At 68.8% G+C, this 12,967-nt stretch carries 17 protein-coding genes; 8 read left to right on the top strand and 9 right to left on the bottom strand.

Annotated features, from left to right (window positions below; all coding sequences use genetic code 11):
• Positions 1-377: 377 nt before the first annotated feature.
• The gene (locus EJK15_RS61795; protein ID WP_138719659.1) at positions 378-791 is read left to right on the top strand and encodes a hypothetical protein; all 414 of its coding nucleotides are present in this window, start codon (positions 378-380) and stop codon (positions 789-791) included.
• A 309-nt stretch (positions 792-1,100) separates the two neighbouring features.
• On the opposite strand, the gene EJK15_RS61790 is transcribed toward EJK15_RS61795, so the two are convergent.
• Complete coding sequence (locus EJK15_RS61790) at positions 1,101-1,475, bottom strand: hypothetical protein (RefSeq protein WP_138719658.1); 375 nt, start codon at positions 1,473-1,475, stop codon at positions 1,101-1,103.
• Positions 1,476-1,534: 59 nt separating this feature from the next.
• On the opposite strand from EJK15_RS61790, the gene EJK15_RS61785 reads away from it, so the two are divergent.
• Together EJK15_RS61785 and EJK15_RS61780 are read left to right on the top strand one after the other, a co-directional pair.
• The gene (locus tag EJK15_RS61785) at positions 1,535-2,200 is read left to right on the top strand and encodes an HAD family hydrolase (RefSeq protein WP_171075268.1); all 666 of its coding nucleotides are present in this window, start codon (positions 1,535-1,537) and stop codon (positions 2,198-2,200) included.
• Complete coding sequence (locus EJK15_RS61780; RefSeq protein WP_240777963.1) at positions 2,197-2,556, top strand: alpha/beta fold hydrolase; 360 nt, start codon at positions 2,197-2,199, stop codon at positions 2,554-2,556. Before EJK15_RS61785 ends, EJK15_RS61780 begins: the two co-directional genes overlap by 4 nt.
• 337 nt (positions 2,557-2,893) lie before the next feature.
• On the opposite strand, the gene EJK15_RS61770 is transcribed toward EJK15_RS61780, so the two are convergent.
• Positions 2,894-3,298 (bottom strand): winged helix-turn-helix transcriptional regulator, encoded by a 405-nt coding sequence (locus EJK15_RS61770; RefSeq protein ID WP_138719654.1) that lies wholly within the window; start codon positions 3,296-3,298, stop codon positions 2,894-2,896.
• Between the two features lie 100 nt (positions 3,299-3,398).
• Between EJK15_RS61770 and EJK15_RS61765 the strand changes: the two genes are divergently transcribed.
• Complete coding sequence (locus tag EJK15_RS61765; RefSeq protein WP_138719653.1) at positions 3,399-4,223, top strand: NAD(P)H-binding protein; 825 nt, start codon at positions 3,399-3,401, stop codon at positions 4,221-4,223.
• A gap of 87 nt (positions 4,224-4,310) precedes the next feature.
• Here the strand turns inward: EJK15_RS61765 and EJK15_RS76890 are convergent, their stop codons facing one another.
• The 6 genes from EJK15_RS76890 to EJK15_RS61740 form a co-directional block, all read right to left on the bottom strand.
• Positions 4,311-4,445 (bottom strand): hypothetical protein, encoded by a 135-nt coding sequence (locus EJK15_RS76890; protein WP_276615572.1) that lies wholly within the window; start codon positions 4,443-4,445, stop codon positions 4,311-4,313.
• 547 nt (positions 4,446-4,992) lie between these two features.
• Positions 4,993-6,756, bottom strand: a complete 1,764-nt coding sequence (locus tag EJK15_RS73755) for a pectin acetylesterase-family hydrolase (protein ID WP_206061996.1) — start codon at positions 6,754-6,756, stop codon at positions 4,993-4,995.
• Complete coding sequence (locus tag EJK15_RS61755) at positions 6,756-8,345, bottom strand: hypothetical protein (protein WP_138719652.1); 1,590 nt, start codon at positions 8,343-8,345, stop codon at positions 6,756-6,758. The genes EJK15_RS73755 and EJK15_RS61755 overlap by 1 nt, the downstream gene beginning before the upstream one ends.
• Entirely contained in the window at positions 8,342-9,196 is an 855-nt protein-coding gene (locus EJK15_RS61750; RefSeq protein WP_138719651.1) for an ABC transporter ATP-binding protein, read from the bottom strand. The genes EJK15_RS61755 and EJK15_RS61750 overlap by 4 nt, the downstream gene beginning before the upstream one ends.
• Positions 9,193-10,059 (bottom strand): anti-sigma factor family protein, encoded by an 867-nt coding sequence (locus EJK15_RS61745; protein ID WP_138719650.1) that lies wholly within the window; start codon positions 10,057-10,059, stop codon positions 9,193-9,195. Before EJK15_RS61745 ends, EJK15_RS61750 begins: the two co-directional genes overlap by 4 nt.
• Before the next feature lie 19 nt (positions 10,060-10,078).
• Positions 10,079-10,624, bottom strand: coding sequence for an RNA polymerase sigma factor (locus EJK15_RS61740; RefSeq protein ID WP_138719649.1), 546 nt, complete (start codon positions 10,622-10,624; stop codon positions 10,079-10,081).
• A gap of 104 nt (positions 10,625-10,728) precedes the next feature.
• Here EJK15_RS61740 and EJK15_RS61735 point away from each other — a divergent pair, with 104 nt between their 5' ends.
• Positions 10,729-11,025 carry an RNA polymerase sigma factor gene (locus EJK15_RS61735; RefSeq protein ID WP_138719648.1) on the top strand — a complete coding sequence of 99 codons (297 nt, stop codon included), beginning with the start codon at positions 10,729-10,731 and terminating at the stop codon, positions 11,023-11,025.
• Between the two features lie 48 nt (positions 11,026-11,073).
• On the opposite strand, the gene EJK15_RS61730 is transcribed toward EJK15_RS61735, so the two are convergent.
• Positions 11,074-11,535: a MarR family winged helix-turn-helix transcriptional regulator gene (locus tag EJK15_RS61730; protein WP_240777962.1), complete on the bottom strand. Its 462-nt coding sequence runs from the start codon at positions 11,533-11,535 to the stop codon at positions 11,074-11,076.
• 195 nt (positions 11,536-11,730) lie between these two features.
• On the opposite strand from EJK15_RS61730, the gene EJK15_RS61725 reads away from it, so the two are divergent.
• From EJK15_RS61725 to EJK15_RS76885, 3 genes are read left to right on the top strand one after another with little or no spacing between them, the layout of a single operon-like run.
• Positions 11,731-12,294 (top strand): SgcJ/EcaC family oxidoreductase, encoded by a 564-nt coding sequence (locus tag EJK15_RS61725; RefSeq protein WP_240777961.1) that lies wholly within the window; start codon positions 11,731-11,733, stop codon positions 12,292-12,294.
• Between the two features lie 26 nt (positions 12,295-12,320).
• A complete protein-coding gene (locus EJK15_RS61720; RefSeq protein WP_138719646.1) occupies positions 12,321-12,785 on the top strand; it encodes an SgcJ/EcaC family oxidoreductase in 465 nt (154 codons plus the stop codon).
• A 14-nt stretch (positions 12,786-12,799) separates the two neighbouring features.
• Entirely contained in the window at positions 12,800-12,922 is a 123-nt protein-coding gene (locus EJK15_RS76885; protein ID WP_276615571.1) for a hypothetical protein, read from the top strand.
• The last annotated feature ends 45 nt before the right edge of the window (positions 12,923-12,967 follow it).

Here is a 12,967-nt window from a genome sequence, read left to right as displayed (position 1 = left end):
CCCGCGCCCAGAGCACCCCCACCCCCAGCCCGGCCAAGGCCGAGACCTCCACGGAGCCCAGTCCGCAGCCGCAGGCCGCGAGCGCGACAGGGTTAACGGCCAGGGACATCTTCATCTGGCTCGCGGCGGCGCTGATCGCCATCGGCACGATCACCTTCATCGCCCGCCGCACCCGTTAGATTCCTCGCGATAGGTAGGGGGTCATCGACCTTCAGGGTTGTCTTTTGGTTCGCCGCACCGCGCGTCGTCGACAATCTCGGCGGTAGTCATCGCTGGCCGCACAATGCCCATCCCACAGCCCACCAGCGGTCCCGAGGATAAGCGGGTCCGAGTATCTCCCGTGGCTGCCGACAAGCCCAAGCGCCTACGATTCACTCATGCGCAGCGTGTTCGTGTTCCCCTCAGGCGCGCGAGCCGAGACCATCGCCACACTCGATCAACACCTGCCTCAGCAGCGTGATCCGTGGACTCTGGCCGGCCTCAACATCGACATCGATGACGAGCAGACCGGCTGGCTCTTCTCCGACTGGGATCCCGACGACGTGACGGTTCTCGAAGCGGCCCTCGGTCACCGCCCCACCTGGGCAGTGCAGATCGACATATCCGGGCGGATCGACGGCACCGCAGAGGTTCACCAACTGGTCACGCTTCTCCTCCAACAGGGCGGCGCTGCAGTGGACGACTACTCCGCCCACCCTTGGACGCTGCAGGAAATCAAGTCCGGGACCGTGATCGACGGCCTGCGCTTCTTCGACTTTCGGGCTAGGCGTGCCTCCGGCGGGGGCCTCTGACTCCAGGCGCACAGCCCAAGCCGTGACGGAGATCGTGAACGTGGAAGCGTTCCGCAGCCTCCGGAACGGTCAGCATCTGTTCGTCCGGGGCCAGGGCGTCCACCCGGCGGTTCAAGCGACACGAACCCCGTGCTTCTCGTGGTTCACGATTCCTTCTCATGCTTCCGGAAGGTGAACCGGACACCCACGTGAAGGACGACACCCACACCCCCTCCGACCAGGGCGAACACAACCAGCTGGCTGGCCCGCGTGGTTTCGAATCATCGGCGGCGTCGGGGGCGGGTCCCAGTGACACCCAGCGTCGCTACCTCATCGGAAGTTGCGCATGGTCGCGGTGAACATGTCGCCCCGCAAGGCTTGTTCGACGACGGCGATGGAGCGGGTCAGGCGGACCAGACGTGGCCCCTCCTCGCGATAGACGTCGAGCACCGCCTCGACAGCATGAGGAGGGAGCTGGCCTTTGAGATCCACCGCGGCGCTCCGGTACCCCGCCCGAGCGGCTTCAACCGCCGCGTTCACGTGGTGGAGAGCCATCCTGGCCAAGGCGATTGGGTAGCGTTTCAAAATTTCATGGGCCCTATAGTCAGGGGGCACCGCGTCGAGCAGCCAGGCCACTGCCGACGTCTCCCAGTCGGGAACGCTGGGTGGACGGACCTCGGGCGGCCACTCCGGCGGCAGATACATGAGTCCATCGTACTCACGTTCGATTATGGGGCATGAGGCTGTCAGGCCATGATGGTGTGGTGCCTCAACTGAAGGTGATCGTCTTCGATGCGATGGGCGTTTTGTATCGGTTCGGCGATGTTCAAGGCCGTGTTCTGATCCCGTACCTACGTGCTCATGGATGCAGGTGGACCGAGCCGGAGATCCGTGCCGCCTACCGTTCGGCCACGCTCGGACGCATCACGACCGACCAGTTCTGGGCGGCGGCCGGGCTGCCGGAGGAAGGCCGTGACGCGGACTACTGCCAGCGGCACCAGCTCACAGAAGGTGCTCTGGAGGCTCTTGCGGAACTGGCTGGCGATGGCCTGGAACTCGCCTGCCTGAGCAACGACACGGTGGTGTGGTCCGCACTCGTCCGCCGGCGTTTCGGCCTGGAGGGGTATATCCGGCAGTGGTTCATCAGCTCTGATCTGCAAGCCCGCAAGCCTGACGTGGCCGCCTACGGGGTGGCGCTCAGCGCGTTGGGCGCCTCTCCGGAGGAGGCGGTGTTCGTCGACGACCGGCCGGTCAATCTCGCTCCCGCGCGTTCACTGGGGATGAGGACGATTCTCTTCCGCAGCGACGACACCGACGCCCACCCCGAACCCTCTGCTGAACGAGACCCACACCACAGCGTCAGGACGATGCCAGAGTTGGTCGCCGCCATTCGCGAACGGCCGATTCGTCCCTGTCCGGACCCGAGTTGACCCGCGCGGCCGCTGTCGCCTCAGCCAGAGCAAACGTCTGGCGCCCACAAGCACTGGCCGATTACCTCGATCGCCTGACACGCATCCACTTCACCGCCGAGTGGCTGCGCCCCCTGCGGGCCGGCATCCTGCCCACTGCCGGTCCCGAGGATTCGGCTCGGAGACTTGCCGCCGCAGGGCATCCCCTGCTCATGCTCCATGGACGGCACGACATGACTTTCCCTGCGGCCCTGATTGAGGATGCGGCGAAGTTGATCCCCTCCGCCAGAGCCGTGGTGATCGAGGAAGCGGGCCACATGGCGCATATCGACCAGCCGCAAGAGTGGCTGAACGCCGTCGCCCAGTTCCTATGCTGAGGCCCGCACGTCGACTTCCATGCAACACGACGTTTGCAATCGCCACAACGCCAGGTGCGGCAACACAGCGATCTTCCGGGGAATAACGTGATGGAGAGCCATCCTGGCCAAGGCGGTTGGGTAGCGTTTCAAAATTTCATAGGCCCTATAGTCCGGGGGCACGGCGTCGAGCAGCCAAGCCACGGCCGAGGTCTCCCAGTCGGGAACGCTGGGTTGGCGGACCTCGGGCGGCCACTCCGGCGGGAGATACATGAACCTATCGTACTAGCGTTCGATAGACTCTCTCGGAGTCCCTTAGGACATTCTTTTCTGGCCAAGGTTTCCGGCGGCCTTCGGGTCAGGTTCGACGGCTGCTGATTGGCTTCCTGGCGTCGTAGTCCAGCCGGGCCTGCTCGACCTCGCCTAGGTTAACCGACCACTCGGCGAGCGCTGCGAACAGCGGCGCCAGCCGTCGTCCCAGTTCGCTGATCTCATACTCCACCCGCGGCGGAACCTCGGGGTGGTAGGTGCGCACGACGAGCCCGTCGCGTTCCAGTCGCCGCAGCCCTTCGGTCAGCACCTTAGGCGTGATGGTAGTGATACGGCGTTCCAGCTCCACGAATCGATGCCGCCCGAATTCATGGAGCACCCAAAGGATGGGGGTGGTCCAGCGACTGAAGACGATGTCGACCACCGGGGCGATCGGGCACGCCTGCTCCGGGGTGACGTCGGCAGGGGGCGCCCAAGCTGTGTCGTTGGTCACAATAAGCCTTCCTTGCCAATACTTTCGTCTAGGTACCTACTATCACAGCACTAGTAGCTTCCATCGAGTCCACAAAGGGCATCGACAACCGGGAGTGAACATGATTGTGGTGACTGGAGCCACGGGCAACGTCGGGCAGCCGCTCATGCAGACGCTTGTCGCGGCCGGCGAGCAGGTGACGGCGGTGTCACGAAGGATCTCAGAGTTGGACGTGCCGGTGGGGGTGCGGCACCAGCAGGCCGACCTGGCTGAGCCTGCGAGCCTCAAGCCCGCCCTCCAAGGAGCCGAAGCGCTGTTCTTGTTGACCTCCCCCGACTTCATGGCGAACGGCAATCTCGGTGACGTCATGAACGTCGTGCGGGCGGTCGGCGTCCGGCGGGTCGTGTTGCTGTCCTCCCATGGCGTGGGCACGCAACGCCACCCCTCGCATCTGGAAGACGCGGTCAAGCAGTCGGGTCTGGAATGGACGATGCTGCGGCCGGGCAACTTCGACTCCAACACGTTCCAATGGGCCGATTCGATCCGCGCGCAACGGGTGGTCCGGGCGCCGTTCGGCGCCGTCGCGGTGCCGGCCATCGACCCGGCCGACATTGCCGAGGTCGCTGCCGTCGCACTGCGCGAACCGGGCCACGAGGGCAACGTCTACACGCTGACCGGACCGCTGCCGATCTCGCCCCAGCAGCAGGCCGCGGCGATCGGGGACGCCCTGGGCGAGTCGGTGCAGTTCGCTGAGCAAAGCCGCGAGGAGGCGCGGAAGCAGATGCTGGCATACATGCCCGAGCCGGTCGTGGAGGCCACCCTCGGCGCCCTCGGCACACCCTCCGCCGCCGAGCAGCGCGTCAGCCCCGACGTCGAGCGGCTCCTCGGCCGCTCGCCTCACACCTTCGCCCAGTGGGCGGAGCGCAACGTTGCGGCCTTTAAATAACGCGCCCGCGTGAAGACAAAGTACTCGCACGGCCGGCTGCGAACACAACACGATGGCGGCCGGCCTGCAGCACCTGCTGGAGCAACATCACGATCTTCCGGGGAAGAACTTCGTAGCCCTGTAGTCGGCGGGCACGGCGTCGAGCAGCCAGGCCACGGCCGAGGTCTCCCAGTCGGGAACGCTCGGGCGGACCTCGGGCGGCCACTCCGGCGGCAGATACATGAGTCCATCGTACTCATGTTCGATTCTGAGTCTTGAGGCTGTCGGGACATGATGGTGTGATGCCTCAGCCAACGATGATCGTCTTCGATGCCATGGGCGTTTTTTATCGATGCGGCAATGTCCAAGGCCGTGTTCTGACCCCGTACCTGCGCGCGCATGGATGCAGACGGACAGAGCAGGAAATCCCCGGGAGGGCTGGACCACTGATCCCGATGTTCACCAAAGCACGGTAGCCGTGTCCAGCGAGCCGGCCGGTTCCCCGCGGCCGGGGCGAGCTGGCGGACGACGCGGTGGAGTTCGTGGCCCGGCAGGTCGGCGTCGAACCGGACGAGCTTGGCCTTTACGAGTGGTCGGGCCGCACCATCGAATACCACCCGGCGCAGATGCTTCCGCGACGAGCTGCTGGCGCGCTGCCGAACGGAGCGGATCGAGCCGCCAGCGGCCGGGCGGATCGACCGGATCATGCGCTCGGCGCCGCACCAGGCCGAGCAGGCGCTGACCGCCCGGATCGTGGCTCGGCTGATTTGGGGCCTCTGTCGTCATCTCATCACTGGTTGCATTTGTCGCAGCGGACGTCGCTGGGCGGTTTGCCGGTTACGAGCTGTTTGAGCCAGTCGATCAAGCGGACGTCGTGGACCTTGAGGTCGTAGAACCTGTCGAACTCGAAGAGTCCGTGGCCGTCGCCGGGCGCCGTATAGCTGTGCAGGATCACCCCGGCGGTCTCGATCGCGGTCTCGTTGGCGTCGATGACGGCCAGGAGGTTCGGTGGGTTCCCGGGCATCCATGCGGTCACCTCCACCGCGGCGGCGGGGTCGAAGGCGTAGTCGAAGCGGGACAGGACGAGTTCAGGAGCATGATGGGCGGCTTGGACCCAGAACCGGGGGATGCCCCAGTTGCGGACGGTGAGCCCGTCGACCGCCCAGGCGGGCACGGCGTCATAGGCACCCCACGCCTTGCCGAGGACCTTGGCGTTGAAGTCGGGATTGTCGGGCCAGGCGCCGGACTGCGCACCGAACACGGTGACCTTGGCGTGCGGGAGCCGGTCGGCGACCAGGCCGCCGTAGAGGGGAGCGGCGATCGACCCCGCGGTCTTGCCTATGATGACAACCTGGGCGGCGCTCGGATAGTGCGTGGCGAGGTAGTCGAGCGCCGCGGTGCCGTTGACATAGCCGCGGTGCTGGACGGTCAGCGTCGGCGAGTACTTCTGGGCGACGTCGCCGAGGTGCGCGTCGCCGGTGCAGGAACTCACGTAGATGATCGAGTATCCGGCGAACGGGTTGTCGGCCTGGGTCAGGTCGAAGAAGCCGGACTTCTGATCGTACGGTCTCTCGCCGCCCTGGTCGTTCCAGTCGTAGAAGTCGTTCTCGCCCGGCTGGCCGGTGCTGGTGAAGGCGCACATCTCGGCGTCCCAGCAAACGCCTCCACCATTGAGGAACAGCACGACCCTGGTCGGATCGGCCTGCCGTTCCCAAAAGGAGAACCTGCCGCCGTTGGCACACTGGCAGTCGCCTCCCGGCACGATCTGTCTCCACGCATGCGTTCCGGTGTCGATGCCCCCCGACGGCGCCGCGGTGCGCTGTTCACTGTCACTGCGGAAGGCGAACGCCGTACCCGCGCCCACCATCAGCACCAAAACGGCGATGACGGTGAGCCGCCATCTGCGCGGAACCCGCCGCCGTTCCCGCTCGTGGCCGGCCCACAGGAACGCTACGAGCGCGGTCGCCAGGACGGCAGTCCAGCGGTAGTGCGACGCTGTCCAGTGCGGGTCGGTGGGCGTGAGGATCAGTGCCACCGGGCGCGGCAGGAACCAGGCGACGGCTGCGAGTAGCAGCACGGCCGGCGCCGCGATGACGCCCGTGTTCCCGTCGGCGGTGCGCCGCTGCGCGATGGCGGCTAGGGCGAGGGCGGCGGCCAGCAGGGTCGCCGCCTCCAGCGTCAACGCGCCGACGGGCAGGTGTGCGGCGGCCGCGTGGTGGCCGGTCGTCTTCGCGAGGCCGAGAGTGAGCGTCCACCACAGCGCGACGACCGGCACGGCCAGGGTGACCCGGACCAGGTTGCGGGCCAGGCGTGGAGTCGGCATCGTGGGGGTGCTGCGGGTGGCGGGGTCGTCGAGGAGGAACGCCGCGCCGAGCGCGACGCAGATCGCCGAGATGCGGGCCAGATCGGTCAGGTGGGTACCGGTCAGCCTTGCGCTCAGCGCCTCGGGCACCAGCAGGATGGCCAGTCCCAGAGCCGCGCCGACCACCGTCGGCCGCCACGTGATGGCGTGCGCGGTGGACCGCAGCAGCGGGAAGAGGGTCCTGGTGTTCATCAGCAGGCCGTGCTCGTGGCCGGGGCAGGCACGCCGAGGATCTGCGCGGCCTGCGCGGCGGTTGTGCCGGGCGCGGTCAGCGTGGCCCAGGACTGCTGGACGCGGGCGGCGATGTCGGCGCGCGGGCGGGCCAGCGCCTGCGTCGCCACAGCGAGTTCGGGCGCCGGTACGTAGACGGTGGGGAACAGCTGCGTCTCGTAAAACGAGACGCCACCTCGTTCATCGCGCTCGTCCTGGGCGAGCAGGCGCAGCCCGGTGCTGGCCTGCCCGGCGAGCCATACGACGAGCACGCCCGCGCCGCCACAGGCGGTGGCGCCGTCGCGGTCCTCGACGCCTGCCTCGCCTGCCTCGCCGGTCTCGCCGGTCTCGCCGGTGACCAGCCGGTAGGCGACCTGCGCGGCGAGGTCGGCGGCGGCGCGGCTGTCACCCCATTGGGTGCCGATGCCGATCGCCCTGGGGGTGCCGGCGGCGGCGTCGTCCGCCCGCCACACGGCAAGCAGCTGCTCCGGCCTGGTCCCAGGGTCGAAGGCCATGACCACGATGCGTTGCCGGACGGTCAGCTGGGTGGACCGGGCCGTGGCGGGTACCGCGGCCACGACAGCCTGCACGACCATGTTCCACGCGGGGATCCAGCGGCTGAATCCCGCGAGGGCGCAGTAGGTGACGTGTCCGAGCTCCTGGCAGGTCTCGTGCTGGGACGGGTGGTTCATGACCGCGGTCCGGGCCGCGGCGACGGCGCGACTCGGCGGGGACAGCTGTGCCGTGCCGCCCGCCACCGTGCAGGCCAGCGCCACCGCCCCGGCCACGGCCACCCGGACGCCACGGGCGCCGGCGCGCAGCACGGCGGCGGTGGCCAGCAGCCCGGCCAGGCCGAGGAGGTACCCGAGGTGGGCCGCGGCCGGGCGGGCCATCAGGGATACCGGCGTGGGCATCTCGAGGGCCGGCCCGCCCTGCAGTGCCAGCCACATGGCCTTGCCGCCACCGTTGGTGAGCGGCTCGAGCGCGACGAAGCTGGCGAGCAGGACGAGCAGCGCCAGGGGTGCGACGACCGCCGACCGGGTGAGCCGGCCCAGCAATACGCCGAGCGCGCCGAGCAGCAGGACGGCGGCCGGCCCGATCGCGAGCTCGTACGGGTTCGGGTGGCCCGCGGCTGGGGCGCAGATCGCGAGGACCGCCATGCGGGCGAGGATCAGGACGGAGCCGACCACGGCCAGTGGGAGCATGGCGAGCAGGTGCGCGAGGGTACGCGCGCGGTCCGGGAGGATGAGTACCTGGCTCAGGCCCGTGGTGCCGTCGCGGTGCGTCCGCAGTACAGCAAGGTTGCCGACGATCAGCGCGGCGCCGCCGAGCAGAATCATCATGCCTATCGCGCTGTCGCGGTCGAGTTCCTGCAGCACGGGGTAGCGGGTGGTCCCGATCGCGAACCAGGCGGACACCCAACTGCCGGCCAGCAAGAGGGTCGCGGCGACCGTCACCGGGTGCCGCAGCATCCGTACCATCTCCACCCGGGCCAGGGCCAGGACGGCCCGGCGCGGCGCCGTGGCGTCGATCGCCGGGGTGCCGGGTGCTTCGGCCAGCACCGCGGTCATGCCGCACGCCCCGCGAGGCTCGCGGCGTCGATCAACATCAGGTACCCGTCCTCGATGCTCGGATCGACCAGCCGCGCGTCGGGCGGCGGGTCGCCGATGTTGTGGTAGTCACCGTTGCCGGTGCGCCACGCGGCGAGCGCGCCATCCGCGCGGGCCGGGCTGGTCCACACCCGGCCGCGCGCCATGCCGGCCAGCGCCACCGGCTCGCCCTCGAACCGGATCCGGCCCTGGTTCAGGACGATGACGCGCTGGCATACGGTGGCCACGTCCTCGGTCTGGTGGGTGGACAGCAGCACGGTACGACCCTCGCCGATATGCGCGATGAGCTCGCGGAACCGCAGCCGCTGCTCGGGATCCAGGCCGACGGTGGGCTCGTCGAGGATCACCAGCGCCGGGTCGTCGAGCAGCGCCGCGGCCAACCCGACGCGCTGGCGCATCCCCCCGGACAAGGCTTTGATCTTCTTGCCGCGCTGGTCGTCCAGGCCGACCGCGTGCAGCACCCGGCGTACTTCGTCGTGCCGGCCATCCACGATCTCCTTGAGAATCGCGATGTAGTCGACGAACTCGAACGCGGTGAAGTGCTGGTGGAAGCCGGGGTTCTGCGGCAGGTACCCGAGGCGACGCCGGACCGCCAGCCGCCCGGCGGCGCCACGCGGGTCCGCGCCGAGGATGCGCAACTGCCCGGCGTCCGCCGGGATCGCGGTGGCCAGGATGCGCAGCAGCGTGGTCTTGCCCGCGCCGTTCGGCCCGAGCAGCCCGGTGACCCCGTCGTGCAGCGTGAACGACACGTCTTCCAGGGCTGTCGTGCGCCCGAACCGCAGCGACAGTCCCTCGGCATGCACCGTCGTCACATCGTCCTCCTCGCGCTCGGGTCGGCGACGCGACCCAGGTGGTGGGTGGTATCGAAGGCGGCGCGGACCTTCCACAGGGCCATCGCCGCCGCGGCGGCACCGGCCGCGAGCCCCGCCTGGCCGGGCGCAGTGAACAGGACCGACTCGCCGGTGGTGCGTTGCACGGTGGCCCCCAGCAGCGCCAGCCAACCGAGCCCCACGGCGAGGGGCGCCGTGACCGGGCCGAACCGGGGCATCAGGGCCAGGCTCAGCAACGTCAACGCCAGCGACGGGGCGAGCCAGCCGAGCACCACCGCGCCGTACGCCGGCACCGTGATGCTGGCCACGCCGGTCAGCGCCGTGGTCGTGGACAGCACCGCCGCGCAGCGCAGCAACAGCAGGCGGAAGGTGTGCAACGGAGCGACGACGGCCAGCTCGTAACTGGGGTCCACGCGTGGGCCGAACGAGATCGCCACGCCGATCAGCGGGAGCAGCGGGGCGATCGCAAGCAGCGGGATCGGCACCGTCATCGACCGGCCTAGGTGCGCGGCGCCCGCGGCGACCGCGAGGGTGAAGCCCACCGCGGCGAGCCACGACCTGCGCAGCCCCGGCGTGCAGGCCAGCAGCCGTGCGGTGTGCGCCGCCACGCCCAGCCGCACCAGGAGCGCCTCGACCGGGCCGGGCCGCGGGGCGTCCAGCTCGGCGTCCAGCCGCGCCCAGCCGGCGCGGACCGCAGCCGGGTCGACGCGCCGCGCCAGCCGTTGGCGGCAGCGCGGGCAGGTCCCGAGGTGCGCCTCGGTCGACCACAGCCACGGCGGCCGCGCCGCACCGTCGGCGTATGCCCGCAAGTCGTCGTCCGCGACGTGCCAGTCATCGGCGCTCATCGCCCACCTCCCAGGGTCGTCATGTCAGGTCCGCGCGCAGTTGCCGCCGCGCCCGCATCGCCCGGGTCTTGACAGTGCCCACCGGGATACCCAGCAGGGCCGCCGCCTCGTGCGTGCTCAGCCCGTCCAGCACCGTGGCCTGCATAACCGCGCGCAGCTCGGGGGACAGGCGGGCCAGCGCCCCAGCCAGGTCGCCATGCTCCACGCCCAGCAGCAGCTCCTCCTCCGCCGAGGGCGCGGTACGCCAGCGGTGACCAGCCAGCAGCCGCAGCAGCCTGTCCCGGGCGCGCTGCCCGCGGATCGCGTCGACCAGCCGCCGGAAGCCGATCTGCCACAGCCAGCCGGCGACGTCACCGCCCTCCCGGTACCGGGCCGAACCGCGCCATACCGCCAGGAATGTCTCCTGCACCGCGTCGTCCACCAGGGCAGCGTCCGGGCACCGGTACCGTAGCCGGACCGCCAACCACGGCCCGTGGCGTTGGTACAGCGCCTCGAACGCTGCGCGGTCGCCGGTCGTGGTTGCGGCCAGCAACTCCGCGTCGCTCTGCTCAGGTACGGCGCTCACACCCCATCATCGGATCGAACCCCCACAACGGTTCACGCTTCAAAAATGGCCTTTTCAGGGGCTGGGTGACGCGAACGAGGTGAGTTCGGGGAAAGTGACGCAGCTTGTCACGGCGTCTCTTCGATCTGGGTGTCCATGATGGCTTGGGCTATTGCCGCGTATCGGCTTTCGACGATCTCTTCCGCCGGCATGCACCGCCGATCCACCGCTACGCCGCCCGCCGGCTAGGCAGCCACCTCGCCGATGACATCGTCGCCGCGACCTTCCATCAGGCGCTCAAGCACCGCCACAGCTACGACCCGCAAGGACGCCCGAAGGTGACCCACCCCGCTAGGCTGGCTGCCACTAGCAAAATGATCACCTGTGTTGCGACGACCCTTCGAATGCGCCCTGCGGGCTGACCAGGGATGTTTCTCGGGCGCCGTCTTGGCCCCCCGGGCCGCGGCTGCTCATGCTGGTTCGTCGGTTCGCAAGTGTTCAGCGGCTTGCTGATAGGCGTCGGCGGCGCGGGCGAAGTAGTCGAACAGGACGTCGCGTTGCTCGGGTGGGTAGCCGGCGAGGAGTTCACCGATCTTCTGCCGGGCGGGAGCCATGACCCGGTCGAGTTCGGCGGGTTTGCCGATCGGTTCGACGATCACCTTGCGGCGATCGCTGGGCGCCGGGGCACGGCGTACGTACCCGGCCTGCTCGAGCCGGTCGATGAGCCGGGTCGTCGGCCCGGTCGTCAAACCCGTACGCGCGCCCAGTTCCCCCGGGGTCATCGCACCCGAAAGCTCCAAGATGTTCAGCGCGTAGAGGTCGGTCGCCCCGAGACCACAGGCCTTGGCGCCGGCGTGGCCGTGCAGCATCACTGCGCTGAGGTAGCGGCGGTAGACCTGGCTCGCATCCGACTGTGCCCGTGGAGTTGACACAAGATCCCCCCTCTCCTAATCTCTTCCTAAACGAAGAGAAATCTTTAAAGAAGAAACTTCTTTTAAGAAGCTATCATGAGAGGGCGCGCCATGAGCACCACCACACGGAGCATCGGCGACACGAGTGCCACCACAGTGGCGTACCGACCGGAAACACCGAAGCCACGCGGACGCCGCCTCAAACGGACCCTGGCGGTGACCGGATTGACGCTGGGGCTGGCCGCCGCGGGCGGATACGCCTGGCTCAACGGCACCTCCGAGGTCCACAACACCGGAACCAGCCAGTGCACCGCGGTCACGCCGTCCGGGCCCGCAGACGCCCACCGGCAGGTCTGCGGCGTGTTGGAGCAACTGACCGGCGCCTGGAGCCGCAGTGACGCCGACGCCTACGGCGCCCTGTTCACCGGCGACGCCACCTATACGACCTACGTCGGTACGCACTACCAGGGCCGCCGCGACATCACCGAAGCCCACAGGGCACTGTTCGGAGGCTTCGTCAAGGGCACCAAGCTGGCCGACTCCTACCTCGGCATCCGCTTCTACGGACCCGGCACCGCGATCGTCACCAGCCGCGGTGACACCTACGACGGCGAACCCAAGCAGCCCGGCGAGCTGTCGAAGACCCAGACCTACACCCTGATCCGCCAGGACGACGGCGCATGGCGCATCGCCGCCTTCCACAACACCCAGCGCCAGCCGGTGATGGAACGCATCTCCTTCCTGTTCGCCCCCCAGAGCCAGCCCCAAGCCGAGAAGTGACCCCATCCAAGAAGGGACCCGCCGTCATGAACACCACCGCGATCCACGCCGAGACCGCCGAGACTGACATCGCCGCGATCCGCAGCCTCCTCCAGCAGAGCCAGGACGCCTGGAACCGTGGCGACGGCGCCGCCTACGGCGAGCTGTTCACCGACGACGCCACCGACGTCACCTACGTGGGCACCGTCTACCACGGCGGACCCGAGATCGGCCGCGCCCACCAGGCCCTGTTCGACAGCTTCCTCAAAGACAGCCAACTCGCCATCGAGATCGTCGACATCCGCTTCTACGGCACCGACACGGCCGTCGTCGTCACCCGCGGCGACGTCCACAAGGGCAAGCCGAAGAAGCTCGGTAAGCTCGCCACCTACACGCTCGTCCGTCACGGCGGCCGCTGGCGGATCGCCGCCGTCCAGAAGACCCAGCGCAAAGCGCTGATGGAAGCCATCTCCTTTAAGTTCCAGCCCGCCACCAAGCCCGCCGCGCACTGAGGAGTACGACCCTCATGACCTCCATCGCCTCCATCGCCGTCATCGCCGTCATCGGCGCCACCGGCCGCACGGGGCGGCTCATCGTCGAGCAGGCCCTGGCCGCCGGACACCGCTTTCGCGACGGCACGGAGGCCTGAACAGAGGTCCCCACTTCAGGCGTGGTCTCACGACAGGGTTCGGGC

The organism is Nonomuraea basaltis (assembly GCF_005893125.1).
In the GTDB taxonomy this organism is placed as follows: domain Bacteria; phylum Actinomycetota; class Actinomycetes; order Streptosporangiales; family Streptosporangiaceae; genus Nonomuraea; species Nonomuraea basaltis.
The sequence above is the reverse complement of the archived record's forward strand: the minus strand, read 5'-3'. Positions and strand labels throughout refer to the sequence as shown.

Coding starts and splice junctions, on each gene's coding strand:
- EJK15_RS61795 (WP_138719659.1), top strand. CDS start 378: ATGCGCAGCGTGTTCGTGTTCCCCTCAGGCGCGCGAGCCGAGACCATC.
- EJK15_RS61790 (WP_138719658.1), bottom strand. CDS start 1,475: ATGTATCTGCCGCCGGAGTGGCCGCCCGAGGTCCGTCCACCCAGCGTT.
- EJK15_RS61765 (WP_138719653.1), top strand. CDS start 3,399: ATGATTGTGGTGACTGGAGCCACGGGCAACGTCGGGCAGCCGCTCATG.
- EJK15_RS76890 (WP_276615572.1), bottom strand. CDS start 4,445: ATGTATCTGCCGCCGGAGTGGCCGCCCGAGGTCCGCCCGAGCGTTCCC.
- EJK15_RS73755 (WP_206061996.1), bottom strand. CDS start 6,756: ATGAACACCAGGACCCTCTTCCCGCTGCTGCGGTCCACCGCGCACGCC.
- EJK15_RS61755 (WP_138719652.1), bottom strand. CDS start 8,345: ATGACCGCGGTGCTGGCCGAAGCACCCGGCACCCCGGCGATCGACGCC.
- EJK15_RS61745 (WP_138719650.1), bottom strand. CDS start 10,059: ATGAGCGCCGATGACTGGCACGTCGCGGACGACGACTTGCGGGCATAC.
- EJK15_RS61720 (WP_138719646.1), top strand. CDS start 12,321: ATGAACACCACCGCGATCCACGCCGAGACCGCCGAGACTGACATCGCC.
- EJK15_RS76885 (WP_276615571.1), top strand. CDS start 12,800: ATGACCTCCATCGCCTCCATCGCCGTCATCGCCGTCATCGGCGCCACC.